The sequence below is a fragment of the Kribbella sp. NBC_00662 genome (assembly GCF_041430295.1).
In the GTDB taxonomy this organism is placed as follows: Bacteria; Actinomycetota; Actinomycetes; order Propionibacteriales; family Kribbellaceae; genus Kribbella.
The window spans coordinates 3,803,335-3,819,615 of record NZ_CP109029.1; the positions used below are offsets into that span (position 1 = coordinate 3,803,335).

Consider the following 16,281-nt stretch of genomic DNA (forward strand, 5'->3'; position numbering starts at 1 on the left):
TGATTGGTTACTCTGAGGTCGGTTCTGTGGTATGCCTTGCGGGCGACTGTCGACAGGGAACGGGGACTTCGGGATGGCCGCTGGTGGGTTGCGGGTTGGGGGATTTCGGGTCCTGATCGCGTTGGTGCTCGTGGTCACCAGTGGGTTGGTGCTGCCGGCAACTGCTCGGGCCGAGACGGTGCGTGACTTCGGCAAGGTTTTCGGGGCCCAGACGAACGGCGCGATCCGGATCACCGGCAACAGTTTGTTGACGTGCGACCGTACGTCCGCGGCCTGCCGGGCGGCACTCGCCGGTGGGAGTTCCAACGCCAACAACAACGACTGGACGATGGAGCTCCTCGACACGGACTCCGATCCGTCCACGCAGTCGTCCTCCGGCGCGACGGTCGACCTGCCGTCCGGCGCGCAGGTCCTGTACGCCGGGCTGTTCTGGGGCGCCGCCCGCGGTGCAGGCAAGGGCGGTACGGCGAGCACCGAGGACGGTACGACGATGCGGCTCCGGCTGCCCGGCGAGTCGGCGTACCGGAAGGTGACTGCGACCAAGACCGACTTGCTCAACACGGGCTCGAAGAACGACTACTCGTCGTATCTCGACGTCACCGACCTGGTACGTGCCGGGGGCAACGGTGAGTACTGGGGCGCCGACGTGCCGACCGGGACCGGCGCGGACCGGTACGCCGGGTGGAGCCTGGTGATCGCATACGAGCAGGCCAGTGAGCCGCTCCGCGATCTGAGCGTGTTCAACGGGTACGCCAAGGTCAGCAGCGGCGAGCCGGTGCGGACCAGCATCTCCGGCTTCCTCGCGCCGCCGAGCGGTGCGGTCAACGCGCGGTTCGGCAGCGTCACGTACGAAGGCGATGCAGGCATCAGCGGTGACTACTTCGCCGTCAACGGCACCCGGCTCGCCGACGCGCAGAACCCGTCGGCGAACTTCTACGGCAGCCGGATCACCGACGGCGGCGCCAACCTCACCAACCGTACGCCCGCCGCCGTCAACAACCTCGGCATGGACGCCAAGGTCGTCGACGCGGCCGGCATCGTGCCGAACAACGCGACCAGCGCCGACCTGACCTTCGCGAGCACCGGCGACGTGTACTACCCGGCCGCGCTGACCACGCAGATCGACCTCTACGCACCAACCATCGTGGGCACCAAGACGGTGCGGAACCTGGCGGGCAGCGAGCCGGCCAAGGTTGGCGACACCCTCGAGTACACGCTGAGCTACAGCAACACCGGCGACGACGATGCGCTCCGCTCGACCGTCCGCGATCCGCTGCCGCCGAACACGACGTACGTCCCGGGTTCGCTCAGCATCGTGTCCGGCGCCGGATCGGGTGCGAAGACAGACGGGTCGGGCGACGACCAGGCGGAGTACGACGGCAGCGCGCGCCTGGTCCGCGTCCGGATCGGCACCGGCGCGAACGCGACGACCGGCGGGCGGCTGAAGAAGAACCAGAGCAGCACGATCCGCTTCCGGGTCACCGTCGACCAGGCCGCGGCCGGCACCACGATCGACAACACCGGCCTGCTCGACTACACGGCCGAGACCCTGAACAAGCAGTACACGTACCGCACCGACGAGGTGCACACGCCGGTCGCCGCATCGGCCGACGTCTCGATCACGAAGACAGCCAAGCCGGACCCGGTCCCCGCCGGCGGCGAGGTGACCTACACGTTGGTTGCCCGCAACAACGGTCCGAGCCCCGCGCAGGACGTGACCGTCACCGACACGCTGCCCGACGGCGTCGAGCTCGTGTCCGCGACACCGACCCAAGGCAGCTGCAAGTCGGCCACGTGCACTCTCGGCACGATCGCGTCCGGTACGACGGCCACGATCAGCGTCGTGGTCCGCGTCCCAGCGGCGAGTGCGGCGACCAGCCTGACCAACGTGGCAACCGTCACGACCTCGACCTCCGATCCGAACCCGGACAACAACACCTCGTCCGTCACGACCGACGTGACCCGGACCGCGGACCTGTCGATCGAGAAGACCGTCGACCCGACCACTCCGGCGCCGGGTCAGCCTGTCGTGTTCACGCTTGCCATCCGCAACAATGGCCCGTCCGACGCCGTGAACATTCGGGTCGCCGACTCGATCCCGGCGGGCTTCGCGATCACCGGCGTACAGTCCGCCGCCAGTTGTACGTCGGCCGGGCAGGACGTCAACTGCAGCTTGCCGAAGCTCGCGGCCGGGTCCAGCGTCGCCGTAAAGGTTGCAGCGACACTCGACTCCGGCTACCAGGGCGGTGCGCTCAGCAACACCGCGAAGGTCAACAGCGATACCCCAGACCTCAACGCGTCGAACAACACCGACACCGTGAAGGTGACGCCGGCCGCTGCCAAGGCCGACCTCGTGGTCACCAAGGAGACGCTGACCAAGCCGGTCGTGGCAGGCCTGCCGATCACCTACAAGATCAGCGTGCGCAACGACGGCCCGTCCGACGCTCGTAAGGTCCAGCTGACCGACGACGTACCCAGCGCCGTGACCGGCGTGACCGCGGACTCGTCTGCCGGGACCTGCAAGGTCGGCTCGGTGCAGGTCACCTGTGCGCTCGGCGATCTGACGGCAGGGTCGACCGCGACGATCACGGTCACAGGGACCGTGTCGGCCAGGGCGATCGGCGACCTCACGAACTCCGCGACGGCCAGCAGTACGACGCCTGATCCGGACAACAGCAACAACACCGGCCGGACCACGGACGACCTGTCGGCCAGCGCCGACCTGGCGATCACGAAGACCGCCCAGCCGGCACCCGTCCAGGCGGGCCGACCGGTCACCTACACGCTGACCGTGACGAACAACGGCCCATCCGCGGCGCAATCAGTGACCATCAGCGACCCGGTGCCGGCACCACTGCAGTATGTCTCGGCTACGCCATCTACCGGGTCGTGCACAGAGGCCGCCGGCACGGTGAAGTGCGAGGTCGGCACAGTCGCTCCGGGCGACGTCGTCACGGTGAGCGTGGTCGCGGGCGTGCCGTCCGGCGCTCCGCCGAACCAGCTCGACAACACGGCAACCGTCAAGTCGCCCACACCTGATCCGGTCGACGACAACAACTCGGCGACGTACACGCTGATGACCGGTGCGCAGGCCAACCTCACGATCACCAAGACGGCATCCCCTGACCCGGTGATTGCCGGGAAGGCGATCACCTACAAACTGACGGTCGGCAACGCCGGCCCGTCGGACGCGCAAGGCGTCACCGTGGTCGACGACGTACCCGACGCGGTCACCGGGATCTCGGCGAGCGCAACCGGAGGAGCCACTTGCACCGTCGCCAACGGCCAGGTCCGCTGCCTGGCCGCGACGCTCGCGGCCGGGGACAACGTGGTCGTCACGGTGAGCGGGACGGTCGCGGCTTCGACCGCTCCGGGCGAGCTTCGCAACTCCGCAACCGCCAATGCCACGACGCCGGAGGACCCGACCAAGTCCAACAACACCTCGACCACCACACCGACCGTCGAGGCGCAGGCCGATCTCTCCGTGACCAAGACGGCGGCAGCGACCGTTGTCGCAGGCAACGAGCTCAGCTACACCCTCGCCGTCCACAACGCCGGTCCCTCCGACGCCGTCGGCGCGATCGTCTCGGACACCCTTCCGGCAGGTACGACGTTCGTCCGCGGCACCGGTCTCGGTGGCGACTGCACTCAGAACCCAGCGCTCTCCGAGCCCGTCGTCACCTGCCCGGTCGGACGGCTGGCCCCGGGCGACGACGCGACGGCCACGATCGTCGTCAAGGTCTCGCCGGACCAGCCCGCCGGCACGCTCGTCAACACGGCGACGACCAGCTCGCAGACTCCCGACCCGAACGACCAGAACAACAAGGACACCGCCGACACCAAGGTGACCACGGCCGCGGACCTGTCGATGGTGAAGACCGTGCAGCCGTCACCATTGACTGCCGGCGGCGAGGCGGTCTACACCCTGACCGTCCACAACGCCGGTCCGTCGACCGCCCAGTCCGTGACGGTCTCGGACGACGTTCCAGCCGGCCTCAAGGTGCTGGAGGCAACGACTGCCGACGGCACCTGCACTGTCTCCGGTGCCGACGTGAGCTGCGCGCTCGGGGCGGTCGCTGCCGGTGGTAACGCGGTGGTCGTCATCCGGGTCGCGGTCTCGGCGGCGCAGACCGCGGCGATCACCAACGCCGGTTCGGTGACCAGTACGACGACCGATCCGGATCCGTCGAACAACGACGACTCCGTGACGACGGACGTCCAGCAGCTCGCGGACGTCGAGGTCATCAAGACCAGCGACGACGTGTCGGCGGTGGCCGGCGGCGGCGTGACCTACCGGCTGACAGTGGTGAACCACGGCCCGTCGGATGCCACCACGGTGACCGCGACGGACACCCTCCCGACGGGACTGACCCTCACCAAGGCCGATCCCACGCAGGGACAGTGCACGTCAACAGGTCGGACGGTCAACTGCGCGCTCGGAACGGTTGCCGCGGGCAACACTGCGACCGTGGTCGTCACGGCGGCGCTCGATCCGGCGTACCAAGGGAAGTCGCTGGTCAACACGGCCTCGGCAACCTCACCGGTGACCGATCCTGACCATGGCAACAACAGCTCCACGGTGACGATCCCGGTCGAGACCCGTGCGGACCTGAGCGTCACGAAGACCTCGGACCCGGCCGGTGTCACGCCCGGCAGCACCTTCGACTACACGATCCTCGTGACCAACGCCGGACCCTCGACAGCCCGTGCGGTCGTGGTGACCGACACCGTGCCTGCCGGCTTGATCGTCAGCTCGGCGTCGAACGGCTGCACGATCAACGGCCGGGCCGTGCGGTGTGAGTTGGGCGATCTGCCGATCGGGCAGACGATCGTCTCGCTCCGCGTCCGGCTGGCGTCCGGGTACGACGGCGCGAGCGTCACGAACAGTGCGACCGCGACGTCCTCGACACCCGATCCGAAGCCCGACAACAACACCGACACCGCGGAGTCGCCGGTGACCGCGCTGGCCGACCTGGCGATCACCAAGACCATGTCCCCGGCCGAGCCCGTGTCCGGTCAGTCCGTGAAATACACGCTGACCGTCAAGAACAACGGCCCGTCCGACGCCCGGCTGGTGGAGATCATCGACGAACTGCCGCGCGGTCTCACCAAGGTGAGCACGAACAGCCGGTCGTGCAAGCTACTACCGCCGGTAGCCGCTGGAGCACCGGATGCACCCGAGGCCGGCACCGTCCAGTGCGGTACGCCGTTGCTCGCCGAAGGTGCAACCGTCACGGTCACGATCACCGCGACCGTCGTCGCCGGCTTCAGCGGGACCCTGGAGAACATCGCCCGCGTCAGCTCGGCCACCCCGGACCCGGTGATCGCGAACAACGAGGCGAAGGTCAGCGGCCGTACGACGCAGTCCGCGAACCTGACCATCCACAAGACAGCCTCCGCAACGACGGTCATCGCCGGGAACAAGCTGCGTTACGTGATCGCCGTACACAACACGGGACCGTCGTCAGCGGCCGGCGTGACGATCACCGACGAGCTACCCGCCGGGCTCCGCCTGGTCAGCAAGCCGGATCGTTGCACTAATGGGCAGAAGATCACCTGCGCAGTAGGCCGGATCGACCCAGGTACGACGGCGCAGGTCACGCTGGAAGTCGTTGTGGACTTCAACTATCGGAGCTCGTCCTTGACGAACGCGGCCAAGGTCGATTCGACCACTCCGGATCCCGATCCGCGTGACAACTCGAGTTCGGTCACCGTCAAGGTCACCCCGCACCAGCCGGCCCGCCCGACCCCGCCGCCCAGCAAGCCAGGCGGCGAACTCGGCGACACCGGCAGCCCGGTCAGCCCTGGCCTCCTGCTGGCCGCGATAGGCCTGATCGCAGCAGGCATCGGCCTGATCGCCGCGGCCCGTTCACGCCGCCGGACGAGGGCCTGACAAGCTCCGGCGCCCTCCAGCTGACGGGCTGGAGGGCGTCGGGCTCACGGATTTGCATCAACCGGCAATCTATGCGCTACTGATCCTCTCCCTCCGCTATAGTCGGCCCGACCTCGAGTTGATCGAGTCAAAATGGAGGGGGAACTCCTATGAACGTGAAGCGCTATGCGCTCGCCCTGGCCGGATTAGGCCTCATCGCCGCATCTGTCTCGTCGGTTCCGGCCATCGCCGCAAAACCTGACCCGAAGCCGCACCTGTCGAACAAGGTCGCCCATCCGTCACCGGTGAAGGCGCTGGCTGCCGGCGGTCCATGCATCAACTACGTGGGCGTGCCGACCGCCGCGGGCACCATGCAGGAGATCGACGCCACTCCGGGCACCACCCCGACGGCCGTGTCCTGGGAGCCGTTCAACTACGTCGCCACTCGCGCCAACGCGACCTGGTACGGCGCGGTGAACGCGTCCGGCACGCAGTTCTACTACTACGGCCTGATGCTGCAGGGCGCCAACCTGTACCGGCACACGACGTACCTGCCGGACAACGCGGACCCGTTGCCCACCTTCAAGAAGGTCGGCAACGGCTGGACCAGCTTCAAGGCCATCGCCACCTCCAACTACAGCGTCGCGCAGCCCCGGCACGCCTACCTGTACGGACTGAACACCAACAACAGCCTGTACCGGTACCAGATCGTCGGCGCGGGCTTCAAGGCGCTCGGTCCGATCCCGGGCTTCAAGGGCTTCAAGACGATGACGGTGGTCAGCGAGTCCGCAACGTACGACACGCTGCTGATGACCACCACCGCCGGTGCACTCTGGACCGCGCACATCCCGATCGCGGCCGGCGCGAAGCCGGTGATGAAGCTGATCCGCTCCTCGGGCTTCGCGAACTACGAATCCCTGGTCGCGCAGGGCTGCGGCACCCGCGGCGGCACCCTGGTGACCGCCGTCGACAACGCCACGCAGTCCGGGTACCAGTACGCGTTCAGCAAGTTCAACGGCTCCGCGACCGCCATGACGGCGTACGGCAAGATCCCGGCCGTGTTCAACGGTGTTGACCACGTCTCGATCACCACGCACTACGACCAGTTGGTCGGCGAGTAGTTCCATCACGGCGCGAGGCCCCAGTGCTGCGAGTTCGCTGGGGCCTCGATCCGCCACGGGGGTGGGGTCGTCGGGTAGACCCGGGTGCTCAGCACCCGGCCCGAGCTGGTGAAGGCCTCGACCACCGAGCCGTCCAGGAAGATCCGGACCGCCGGCCGCCCCGACGCCGGGTCGAAGGCGTCCGTCACCTCCATCCGTCCACCATGGGCGTGCGGCGAGAGGCTGGCGTGGCTGCGGTCGATAGCGAAGGTGTCGGCCTCCAATTCGAACGTCAGGTACTCCTCGTCGCCGAAGTGGACCACCACGCGTCCCGGACCTTCCGGTACGACGATCTCGCACTGGGCGCCCGGGGAATCGGTGCGCAGCGTATCGATCGTGGGTACTGGCGCACTGCGCAACGACGAGTCAGCGCCCAGCCAGACGACCCGGGGGAGTGAGATGACCCCGGCCCACCCGTCGTTCCAGCCGGGTCGGTCGCGTCCTTCGGTCAGCCAGCCGAACAGCAACGGCCCGAATCGGCTCTCGCGTACGGCGGACGCCGCGTAGAAGTTCGTCCCGTGATCCACGCGCTGCGGAGCCGGCGAGGCATCGGCATCGAACGACAACACCTCGCCGGGCCCGCCTTCGGGCGACCATGACGCCACCACAGCGATCCGCCGGCCGTCGATCGTCAGCATCTGTGGACATTCCCAGGCCGATCCCGTGTCGTGCCCGCCGATGCGGGAGCGTGGGAGCTCGGCCAGCGGGCCGGCGGCGGTCCAGTTCTCCAGATCGGCCGACTGGTACAGCGCGATGCTCGCGCCGCGGTCGACGTACCCGGCGCCGACTGCCATCCACCAGGTCCCCTTCTCCTTCCAGACAAAGGGATCGCGGAACATGACCGCCTCAGCTGGATCCGGGATCACCTGCCGCGGTGGCCCGAAGGACGCGCCGCCGTCGTCCGACACGGCCGTGAGGACGGACTGGTACGGGCGGCCCTCAACTCGGCCCGAGTAGAACGCCCGGATCCGTCCGTCGTCCAGCACAGTGTTGCCGGACCAGCAGCCGTCGGTGTCCGGGCCGCCCGGTTGGGGCGCCATCGCAGGCCGGTGCACGGTCCAGCGCACGTAGTCGGTCGAGGTGGCGTGCCCCCATTCGACCGGTACGTGCATGTCGAGCGTCGGCCGCGACTGGAAATACAGGTGTACGCCGCTGCCGTGTTCGATCGGCCCGTTCGGGTCGTTGAGATATCCGCTGGGCGGCCGGACGTGGTACGCGGGACGGAGGTGTGCCACCGTTCCGGCCGACCGGTGGGCGGATCGGGTCTGGGTCACCGTGAAGCTCCTGCCGTGATGCCTGCGATGAAGTACCTCTGGGCGAAGATGAACAGCACTACGCTCGGCAGGATCGCCAGCACGACGCCGGCCAGCACCACCGAGATCGAACCTGTGCCGAGGTTTCCCTGCAGGCCGACCAGGCCCAGCGGCAGCGTGAAGTTGTCCTGCGTCTGCAGGAAGATCAGCGGCCGGTAGAACTCCGCCCAGAAGCCAGAGAAGTTCAGGATCGCGAGTGTGGCGATCGCCGGACCGGCCATCTTGGCGTAGATCAGCAGGAAGGTGTGAAAGTGGCCGGCGCCGTCGATCCGGGCCGCCTCTCCCAGCTCCTTCGGCATCTGCATGAAGTACTGGCGCATCAGGAACGTCCCGAACGCGCTGCCCAGCGCCGAGACCACCAGCGACAACGGGCTGTCCGACAGACCGAGGTACCGGATGATCACGAACACCGGGATGATGATCGTCTGCAGCGGCACCATCATCGTGGCCAGGAAGATCCCGAAGATCACCGAGCGGCCGGGGAAGTCGATCATCGCGAACGCGTAGCCGGACAAAGTGCACGTGATGGTCTGGCCGATCACGATCAGCCCGGTCACGATCACGCTGTTGAAGAAGAACCGGCCGATCGGGATCCGGTCGAAGACCGCGCTGTAGTTGGAGAAATCCGGGTGCAACGGGATCCACTGCGGCGGATTGCTGAACGCTTCGGCCGGTGTCCGCAGCGACGTGGTGACCGTCCAGAGAAGTGGGCCGAGGGCAACCATCGCGGCGAGGACCAGGACCAGGATGCCGACGATCCGGCCGATCCGCGCCAGGGTTCCGGTGGAGTATGTCATTGGTAGAACACCAACTTCCGTGCCGCCAGGAACTGCAGCCCGGTGATGATCAGGATCGCCACCAGCAGCACGATCGCGATCGCCGAGCCGTAACCGAACTGCAGGTTCTGGAAGCCCTTCTGGTACATGGAGATCGTGACCGTGGTGGTCGCCGAGCCCGGACCACCCTTGGTCATGATGTACGGCTGGTCGAACAGCTGCATCGCGTTGATCAGGGCAACGACCGCGGCGAACAGGATGGTCGGGCTGATCAGCGGCACCTTGATCCGGAACAGCGTCCGCAACGGGCCGGCGCCGTCGATCTGGGCGGCCTCGAGGACATCCGTGGGCACCGACATCAGCGAGGCGACGAACAGGACGAACGTGAACCCGACCTGCTGCCACACCGCGATCAGCACGATCGTCGTGGCCGCGCCCAGACCGCTCGTCAGCCATGGCACGTTCGGAATGCCGAGCAGACCGAGGTAGTAGTTCACGACGCCGAACTTGTAGTCGAACAGGTAGCCCATGAAGATCGATACGGCGGCCGTCGACGCGAGCAGCGGCAGATAGAACGCCGTACGGAAGATCGTCCGGATCCAGACCAGCTTGCGTTGGTTGACCAGGACCGCGAGCGCGAGACCGAGCGTCAGCTGGAGTACGACGATCGCCAGCGCCATGCCCAGCGTCACCGCGAACGACTTGAGCACCGGTCCGTCGGTGAACAGCCGCTGATAGTTCTCCACCCCGACGAACTGCGGGCTCGAGATCACGTCCCAGGAGAAGAACGACAACCCGAGCGACGCGACGATCGGAATCGCCGTGAAGACCGCGACGAACAGACACGACAGCCCGATCATCGCGAAGCCGAACGGAGCCTCGCGATGCGACGACGGGTGCCGGCGGCGCTTGGTGATGGCAGCCGGCACCTCAGCGGTGGCGGCGGACATCAGCTGGCCCCCGCTGCTTTCTCCAGGTCGGACTGCAATCCGTCCAGCGCGGCTTTCGCGTCGCCGGAGGAGATCGCTTGCGTGGTGCGCTGGTTGAGCGCGGTCGCGAGCGCGTTGTAGTACGGCGGGGCCGGGATCGGCGCCGTCTCCGGGTGCTTGGTCAGCGTGTCGTAGAAGACCGACCAGTGCTTCGGCCCGGTCTTGGCGTACCGCGCGGCCGTCACCAGGGATTTGCGGCCGGGCGTGGTCACGTTGCCCGGGAAGACCAGGTCGAACGTGTCCGGCTTGACCAGCAACTTCAGCACCTCCCAGGCGAGGTCCTTCTTCTTCGACGACTTGAAGATCGCGTACCCGCCGGCGCCGAACAGGTGCCGCTGGCTCTTCCACTTCGGGAACAGCTGGACGTCGAAGCTGCCGTTCTTCATCCCGGCGTTGGTCAGGCCACCGGCCCAGAACCCGCCGCCGATCGACATCCCGATCCGGTTCGAGGCGAACAGGCCCTGGAGCGTGCCGCCACCGCCGACGTCGGGGGACGGCGACAGGCCCTTCTTGGTCAGTTCGATCATGTAGTTCAGGGCCTCGACGGTGCCGTCGGAGTTCGCGGTCGGCGCGCCCCACTTCCAGCCGCCCTTACGGCCAGCAGCGGCCGGATCACCGGCGTACGCCTTGTTCCAGAGCCAGTCGCCGCCGTCGTACTTGCCCTCCTCGAGCAGGTTCGCGTTGTTGGCGTACATGAACGACGTCCAGCTACCCCAGAGCCGGACCACCCAGCCGAACGCGTTGATGCCCTTGAACTTGGCGATCTTCGTCGCCGCGGTCTCGAAGTCGTCGATGGTCCAGCCCTCGCTCGGCGGTACGACGCCGGCGCGCTGGAACAACTCGGTGCTGTAGAACATGTTCCCGGCGTTGAAGCTGTCGGGCAGTTCCCACAGGTGACCCTGGTACATCATCGACTCGACCAGCGCGGGGTGGATGTCGGCGAAGTACTCCTTCAGCGCGGCGAGATCCTTGGTGACGTAGTCGTCGAGCGGGATCGCGAGCTCCTTGGACGCCATCAGCTGCAAACCTTCGGTCGCGACGCTGATGATGTCCGGCGGCGTTCCGGCCGCGATCTGGGTGAGCACCTTGGCGAGGAAGTCGTTCCAGTCGGTGCCGTTGATGGCCGAGATCTCGAACTTGATACTCGGGTCGAGCTTGGAGATCTGCGGCTGCAGCCGGTTCTGCAGCTGGGTCGCCGCCGCCTGCTCTCCGAAGTACAGCATCTTGAGTGACTTCGACGACGAGCCGCCGCCGCTGTTGCCGCAGGCGACCAGGTCGGCCAGCGCTGTCAGCCCGAGTCCACCGGCCGCCCCGGCCTTCAGCACGGTACGGCGAGTCATCGGGCCACCGGGGGGATGGATGCCTGTCATGGGTTCCTCCTAGGCCGCTCGGGTGGCCTGGCAAGCCACCCAATACGTATTGACCCGGGACGGTAGCAGCGGTGTACGGTGGGGCGCAATACGTATTGGGTCCAGCTGTGATAGAAAAATGACCGCGGCCGCGGGGCCGCTCACCGTGAAGGGGGACCATGGCGAAGCAGCCGGCCGGCCGGCCGAAGCGCGTCACGATGACCGATGTCGCGCGACGCGCCGGGGTGTCCCAGCCCACGGTGTCGTTCGTCCTCAACGATCGCCGCGATGTCGCGGTGGCCGAAGAGACGCGGCGGCGGGTGCTCGAGGCCGCGGCCGAGCTCGATTTCGTCCCCAATCGCGCGGCCCAGTCGCTGCGGTCGAACAAGTCGTTCACGGTCGGCGTCGTGACCAGCGGGATCGTCTCCCAGCCGTACGCCGGTCTGATCGTGCTCGGCCTGCAACAGGTCGTCCAGCCGGCCGGTTACGTCTGCATGGTCGTCGACACGACCGGCGACCCGGGGGAAGGCGACGACGCGGTGGCGAGCCTGGTCGGGCAGGGAGTCGCCGCGATCGTGTACGCGTCGCTCTCGCCGAAGCCGCTGCACCGTAGCCCGCGGCTCGACGGGATCCGGACGATCTTCGTCAACTGCTGGCCGAAGGAGGGCAAGGCCGACACGGTGCTGCTGGCCGATGAGTACGCCGGTGGTCGCGCCGCCGCCGCGTCGGTGTTCGAACGCGGGCACCGCGAGGTGGCGTTCCTCGGCGGCCCGCGCAACGACTACGCCTGCAAGGAACGTCGCCGCGGCTTCGACGACGCGGCCCGGGCGGCGGACCTGCGCCCGGCCGACCTCGTGCATCGGTACGGCAACTACCAGATCGGATCGGGCTACGACCTTGCGACCGAGGTGGTGACCGAGCACGGGTCGACCGCCTTGGTCTGCGGGAACGACCGGATGGCGATCGGGGCGATGCTCGCGCTGCATGCTCTCGGGCTGGACTGCCCGCAGGACGTCAGCATCGTCGGTTTCGACGATCAGCCGGATGTCGCCGACCAGGTTCGTCCCGGTTTGACCACGGCGGCGTTGCCGCACCTGATGCTCGGCCGCCGCGCCGGGGAACTGGTGCTTGGCGACCCCAACGACGCCCCGGAGCGGATCATCGTCGACTGTGAACTGATCGAGCGCGACTCGGTCGGCGACCCGCCAAAGAGTCGCGGATGAGCGGGTACGTCGGGGATGTCATCCCGTTCAGCTATGACGGCCGGATCTGGTTGTTCTACCTGCTGGACGAGCGTCCGGAGGATCCGACGGCAGGAGCGAGCGGCATGCCGTGGGCGCTGCTGTCGACGACCGACTTCGTGGAGTACACCGACCATGGCGTCGTACTGCCCGGCGGAGACCGCGATGCTGAGGACTTCGATTGCTACACCGGCAGCGTGGTCGCGGACGGATCGCAGTTACATCTGTTCTACACGGGGCACAATCCGCGACGGGACGGCGTACAACTGGTTTGTCACGCTGTCAGCGATGGCGATCCGACGCGCTGGACCAAGCTGCCTGAGCTCACCTTCGGTGCGCCTGATGGGTATGTGCCGCAGGACTGGCGAGATCCCTTCGTCTATCGCGTGGCGCCGGATCTTCCGTGGCAGATGGTGCTCGCGGCGCGGTACGCCGACCGACCCGATCGGCGGTCCGGTGTCGTTGCCCGCTTGACGTCGACCGACCTGGAGCAATGGACTCTGACGGATCCGTTGTGGGAGCCGCATCGCTACATCACCCAGGAGTGCCCGGACGTCTTCCAGTGGGGCGACTGGTGGTACCTGGTGTACTCCGAGTTCAGCGACGCCTTCCAGACGCGCTACCGGATCTCGCGCGAGCCGGACGGGCCATGGCTGGCGCCGGGGCGGGACACTGTCGACGGGCGGGCGTTCTACGCGGCCAAGTCGGTCGAGCACGACGGACGCCGCTTCTTCATCGGCTGGATCCCCACAAAACAACACGATGCATGGCAGTGGGCCGGCGACCTCGCCGTACTCGAGGCACATCAGGAGGACGACGGCACGCTCGCGTTCATGCTGCCGGCGGAGCTTCGCCCGACGTACTCCGATGCACACCAGGTCCCGCTCAAGCCGGTCGACGGCGCCGCGACCGAGCCAGGCCACGGCGCAACGGACCGCTACGCCGCCTGGATGGGCGACCCGATCCCCGCCGACTGCCTGATCGACCTCACCGTAGACGTTGCCCCAGGCACCCAATCCCTGGGCCTCCTGCTGCACGCCGCACCCGACGGCGAACAAGCCACCGTCCTCCGCCTCGAACCCCAGCAGAACCGCGTAGTCCTGGACACCTGGCCCCGAGCCCGCACCGGCCCCGCCCAGTGGCAGGTCAGCGGCGACGTCCCCCACGCCGTAGACCTCGAACGACCCTGCCCCCTCCCACCCGGCCGGCACACCGTCCAGCTCGTTCTGCAAGAGACCACCGGCCAGGCGATCATCGACAACCGAGTAGCTCTGTCCTTCCGGGACGACCGGCGCACGGGTCACGTCGGATTCTTCGTCACCGACGGCCACGCCGACGTCATCAGCCTCACGGTCGCCCGCCGCTGAAGTATCACGCTCGGCGGCGCTGCGGTCCGAGATAGCGAGCAGTTTTCTCGACCGCAGGAGGCAACGTGAACACTCACGAGCCGGCTCCCACCGATCCTCGGGAAGAGGGTCTGTGGAGCCGGATGGGGACACTTGGCCAGGTCGTGGCCGCGGTGCTGGGCCTGGTGACCGCATTGGTGCCGGTGCTGGTGGCGACCGATGCGTTCGACGCGGGCGGCAGCGACAAGATCATCCGGGTCCTACCGACCCAGCCGCCAACCCAGCCGCCAACACAGCCGCCAACCCAGCCGCCAACCCAGCCGACCTCTCCGACGAGCTCGTCGTCGGAGCCGGTGGACGAGGACATCGTTCTCACCGTCTCCGACCAGCTCACCGAAGGGGCGCTGGAGGAGCGGATCGACGTCGTCCTCGAGGGATCGAAGGTCGCGTCGCTGTATGCGAGCATCGACGACCCGATCGTGACGCAGCAGGTGACGGCCACCACGCCCGGCAACTACGACTACGTCCTCGACGGCAGGATCGCCTGGCTCGACGACGACGGCGTCCGGCTGGAAGAGAGCGCCAGCGGGCACGGCAGCGTGTACGTCGACGACGGTATGCGGCTCGACGTCTATGTGCAGTTCGAGAGCGGCGGCGGTATGAGCCTCTCCCTCCGATCCGCCAAGCAATCCTGAATCAGTCGACGGACGTCGAGGTGAGTTTGACGCCTCCGTTGGAGCTTTGGTGCAGGGCGGTTCGGTCGCCGTGGTCGACGATGGTGAGGTCTCCACTCACCCCGTCGACCACGACGCGCCGTCCGCAGCCGTCAAGACATTCGAACAGCAGGCCGGCCGGGCTTGCCGTGCATTCCATCCGATGCGTTCTAGCCATCCCTCATGACAGCACCGCACACCTGGTGAGGCAACAGAGCCGGTCCGGTTCCGGGGATTGCCTGGCTGAGGGCGAAGCGCAGTAGGGCGTTCGAGGCCTGGGGCGCGTTCTCGCCGGTCGCGGACATCCGCGCCGCGATCATCCCGGCCACCAGCGGAGCCGAGAACGACGTCCCGCTCCAGTTGGCGATCCCGTCGAAGTGCCGGGTCTGCTGCGGGTGCTCGTGGATCGTCGTGTAGTCGCCGACCGCATAGGCGTTGACGAGATCCACACCGGGTGCGTACACGTCGACCCAGCCGCCGTAATTGGAGAAGTCCGCCCGCTGGTCCCCGTTCGAGGACAGGGCGCCGACTCCGACCACCCACGAGTACGCCGCGGGGTACGTCGGCAGCCGGCTGGTGTCGTTGCCGGCCGGCGCGACGACCACGACGTTCACATGCCGCAGGATGTCGTCGTAGAAGGTGCTGAAGGTGAGCATCGGCAGATGCAGCCGGGTGATCCCGTCGAACTCACAGACGATGACGTCCGCGCCGCAGTTCAGTACGTCGACCATCCGCGCGATGATCTCGTCCTCGTACGCCAGCCCCGCGAGCTCCTCCGCCCGCTCGACCTGGACCGCCGCTCGTGGCGCGACGCACCGGACGCAACCGGCCACGAAGGTCCCGTGCCCGGCGTACGGCTTGATCAGCCCGGTGGCTGCGTCGATCGGGATCTCGGGATCGCCGGTCACGCCGGCCATCCACGGCCACATCCTCGGCGCCTCCTCGATCAGACCGCCGTCCACGACACCCACCACGACACCGTCGCCGTCCCAGCCGTGCGTCCCGCAGCAGATCCCGTCGCTCACCGGCGGCACCGGACTGTAGGACCTGGTCGGGACGACCGCAGGCTCCGTCGCCGGGCACGGGTGACCGCTGTTGGGACACAGCGAGAGCCCGTGGTTCGGAGTCGCCGTTCCGACTCCGAACTCCGCGTCCAGCAGTTCGAGAACCTCCGGCGTACCCAGGTCGTGGTCGGACCACTCGAATTTGACGATCCCGGCGATCACCGGCAACGAATCGTCGTCGTCGGCGGCCCCTTCGGACCTGTCGGTTCGCTGCACGCTCGGGCCGAGGATGGATCGCAGGGTCCGCCCGACCCGGTCCTTGTCCTTGGTGCGGACCAGGATGGTGTTGCGGCGGTAGAAGTACTCGACGCGACCTCGGTTCTCCCAGTCCGGCGGGTACGCGGCGGCGGTACTGCCCTCCTTGTCGAGGATGAGGTGGACTGCTTCACTGAGGCGTTGTTGCTCTGACATGTTGCGCCCTCCCTTGCAGTGGAGATTGCCGTATTACGATCGGATTT

At 67.5% G+C, this 16,281-nt stretch carries 11 protein-coding genes; 5 read left to right on the plus strand and 6 right to left on the minus strand.

All coding sequences use genetic code 11. The features are described 5' to 3' along the window. Positions 1–73: 73 nt before the first annotated feature. Both OHA10_RS19140 and OHA10_RS19145 read left to right on the plus strand, forming a co-directional pair. Entirely contained in the window at positions 74–5,893 is a 5,820-nt protein-coding gene (locus OHA10_RS19140; RefSeq protein ID WP_371407591.1) for a hypothetical protein, read from the plus strand. Positions 5,894–6,042: 149 nt separating this feature from the next. Next, positions 6,043–6,993 (plus strand): hypothetical protein, encoded by a 951-nt coding sequence (locus OHA10_RS19145; protein WP_371407592.1) that lies wholly within the window; start codon positions 6,043–6,045, stop codon positions 6,991–6,993. Positions 6,994–6,998: 5 nt separating this feature from the next. Here OHA10_RS19145 and OHA10_RS19150 read toward each other — a convergent pair whose 3' ends face one another. The 4 genes from OHA10_RS19150 to OHA10_RS19165 are packed head-to-tail and all read right to left on the minus strand — an operon-like array spanning position 6,999 to position 11,480. Continuing rightward, positions 6,999–8,306 carry a glycoside hydrolase family 32 protein gene (locus tag OHA10_RS19150; RefSeq protein WP_371407593.1) on the minus strand — a complete coding sequence of 436 codons (1,308 nt, stop codon included), beginning with the start codon at positions 8,304–8,306 and terminating at the stop codon, positions 6,999–7,001. Then, positions 8,303–9,142, minus strand: coding sequence for a carbohydrate ABC transporter permease (locus OHA10_RS19155; RefSeq protein WP_371407594.1), 840 nt, complete (start codon positions 9,140–9,142; stop codon positions 8,303–8,305). Before OHA10_RS19155 ends, OHA10_RS19150 begins: the two co-directional genes overlap by 4 nt. Further along, entirely contained in the window at positions 9,139–10,071 is a 933-nt protein-coding gene (locus OHA10_RS19160; protein ID WP_371407595.1) for a carbohydrate ABC transporter permease, read from the minus strand. The genes OHA10_RS19155 and OHA10_RS19160 overlap by 4 nt, the downstream gene beginning before the upstream one ends. Beyond that, positions 10,071–11,480: a sugar ABC transporter substrate-binding protein gene (locus OHA10_RS19165; protein WP_371407596.1), complete on the minus strand. Its 1,410-nt coding sequence runs from the start codon at positions 11,478–11,480 to the stop codon at positions 10,071–10,073. The genes OHA10_RS19160 and OHA10_RS19165 overlap by 1 nt, the downstream gene beginning before the upstream one ends. A 158-nt stretch (positions 11,481–11,638) precedes the next feature. Between OHA10_RS19165 and OHA10_RS19170 the strand changes: the two genes are divergently transcribed. From OHA10_RS19170 to OHA10_RS19180, 3 genes are all read left to right on the plus strand, one after another. Then, entirely contained in the window at positions 11,639–12,682 is a 1,044-nt protein-coding gene (locus OHA10_RS19170) for a LacI family DNA-binding transcriptional regulator (protein ID WP_371407597.1), read from the plus strand. After that, entirely contained in the window at positions 12,679–14,067 is a 1,389-nt protein-coding gene (locus OHA10_RS19175) for a glycoside hydrolase (RefSeq protein ID WP_371407598.1), read from the plus strand. Before OHA10_RS19170 ends, OHA10_RS19175 begins: the two co-directional genes overlap by 4 nt. Positions 14,068–14,132: 65 nt before the next feature. Further along, on the plus strand, positions 14,133–14,741 hold the full coding sequence (locus OHA10_RS19180; protein ID WP_371407599.1) for a hypothetical protein: 609 nt from the start codon (positions 14,133–14,135) through the stop codon (positions 14,739–14,741). Position 14,742: 1 nt separating this feature from the next. Here OHA10_RS19180 and OHA10_RS19185 read toward each other — a convergent pair whose 3' ends face one another. Both OHA10_RS19185 and OHA10_RS19190 read right to left on the minus strand, forming a co-directional pair. After that, positions 14,743–14,919, minus strand: a complete 177-nt coding sequence (locus OHA10_RS19185; RefSeq protein WP_371407600.1) for a hypothetical protein — start codon at positions 14,917–14,919, stop codon at positions 14,743–14,745. 10 nt (positions 14,920–14,929) lie between these two features. Beyond that, the gene (locus OHA10_RS19190; RefSeq protein WP_371407601.1) at positions 14,930–16,234 is read right to left on the minus strand and encodes a S8 family serine peptidase; all 1,305 of its coding nucleotides are present in this window, start codon (positions 16,232–16,234) and stop codon (positions 14,930–14,932) included. Between the last annotated feature and the right edge of the window lie 47 nt (positions 16,235–16,281).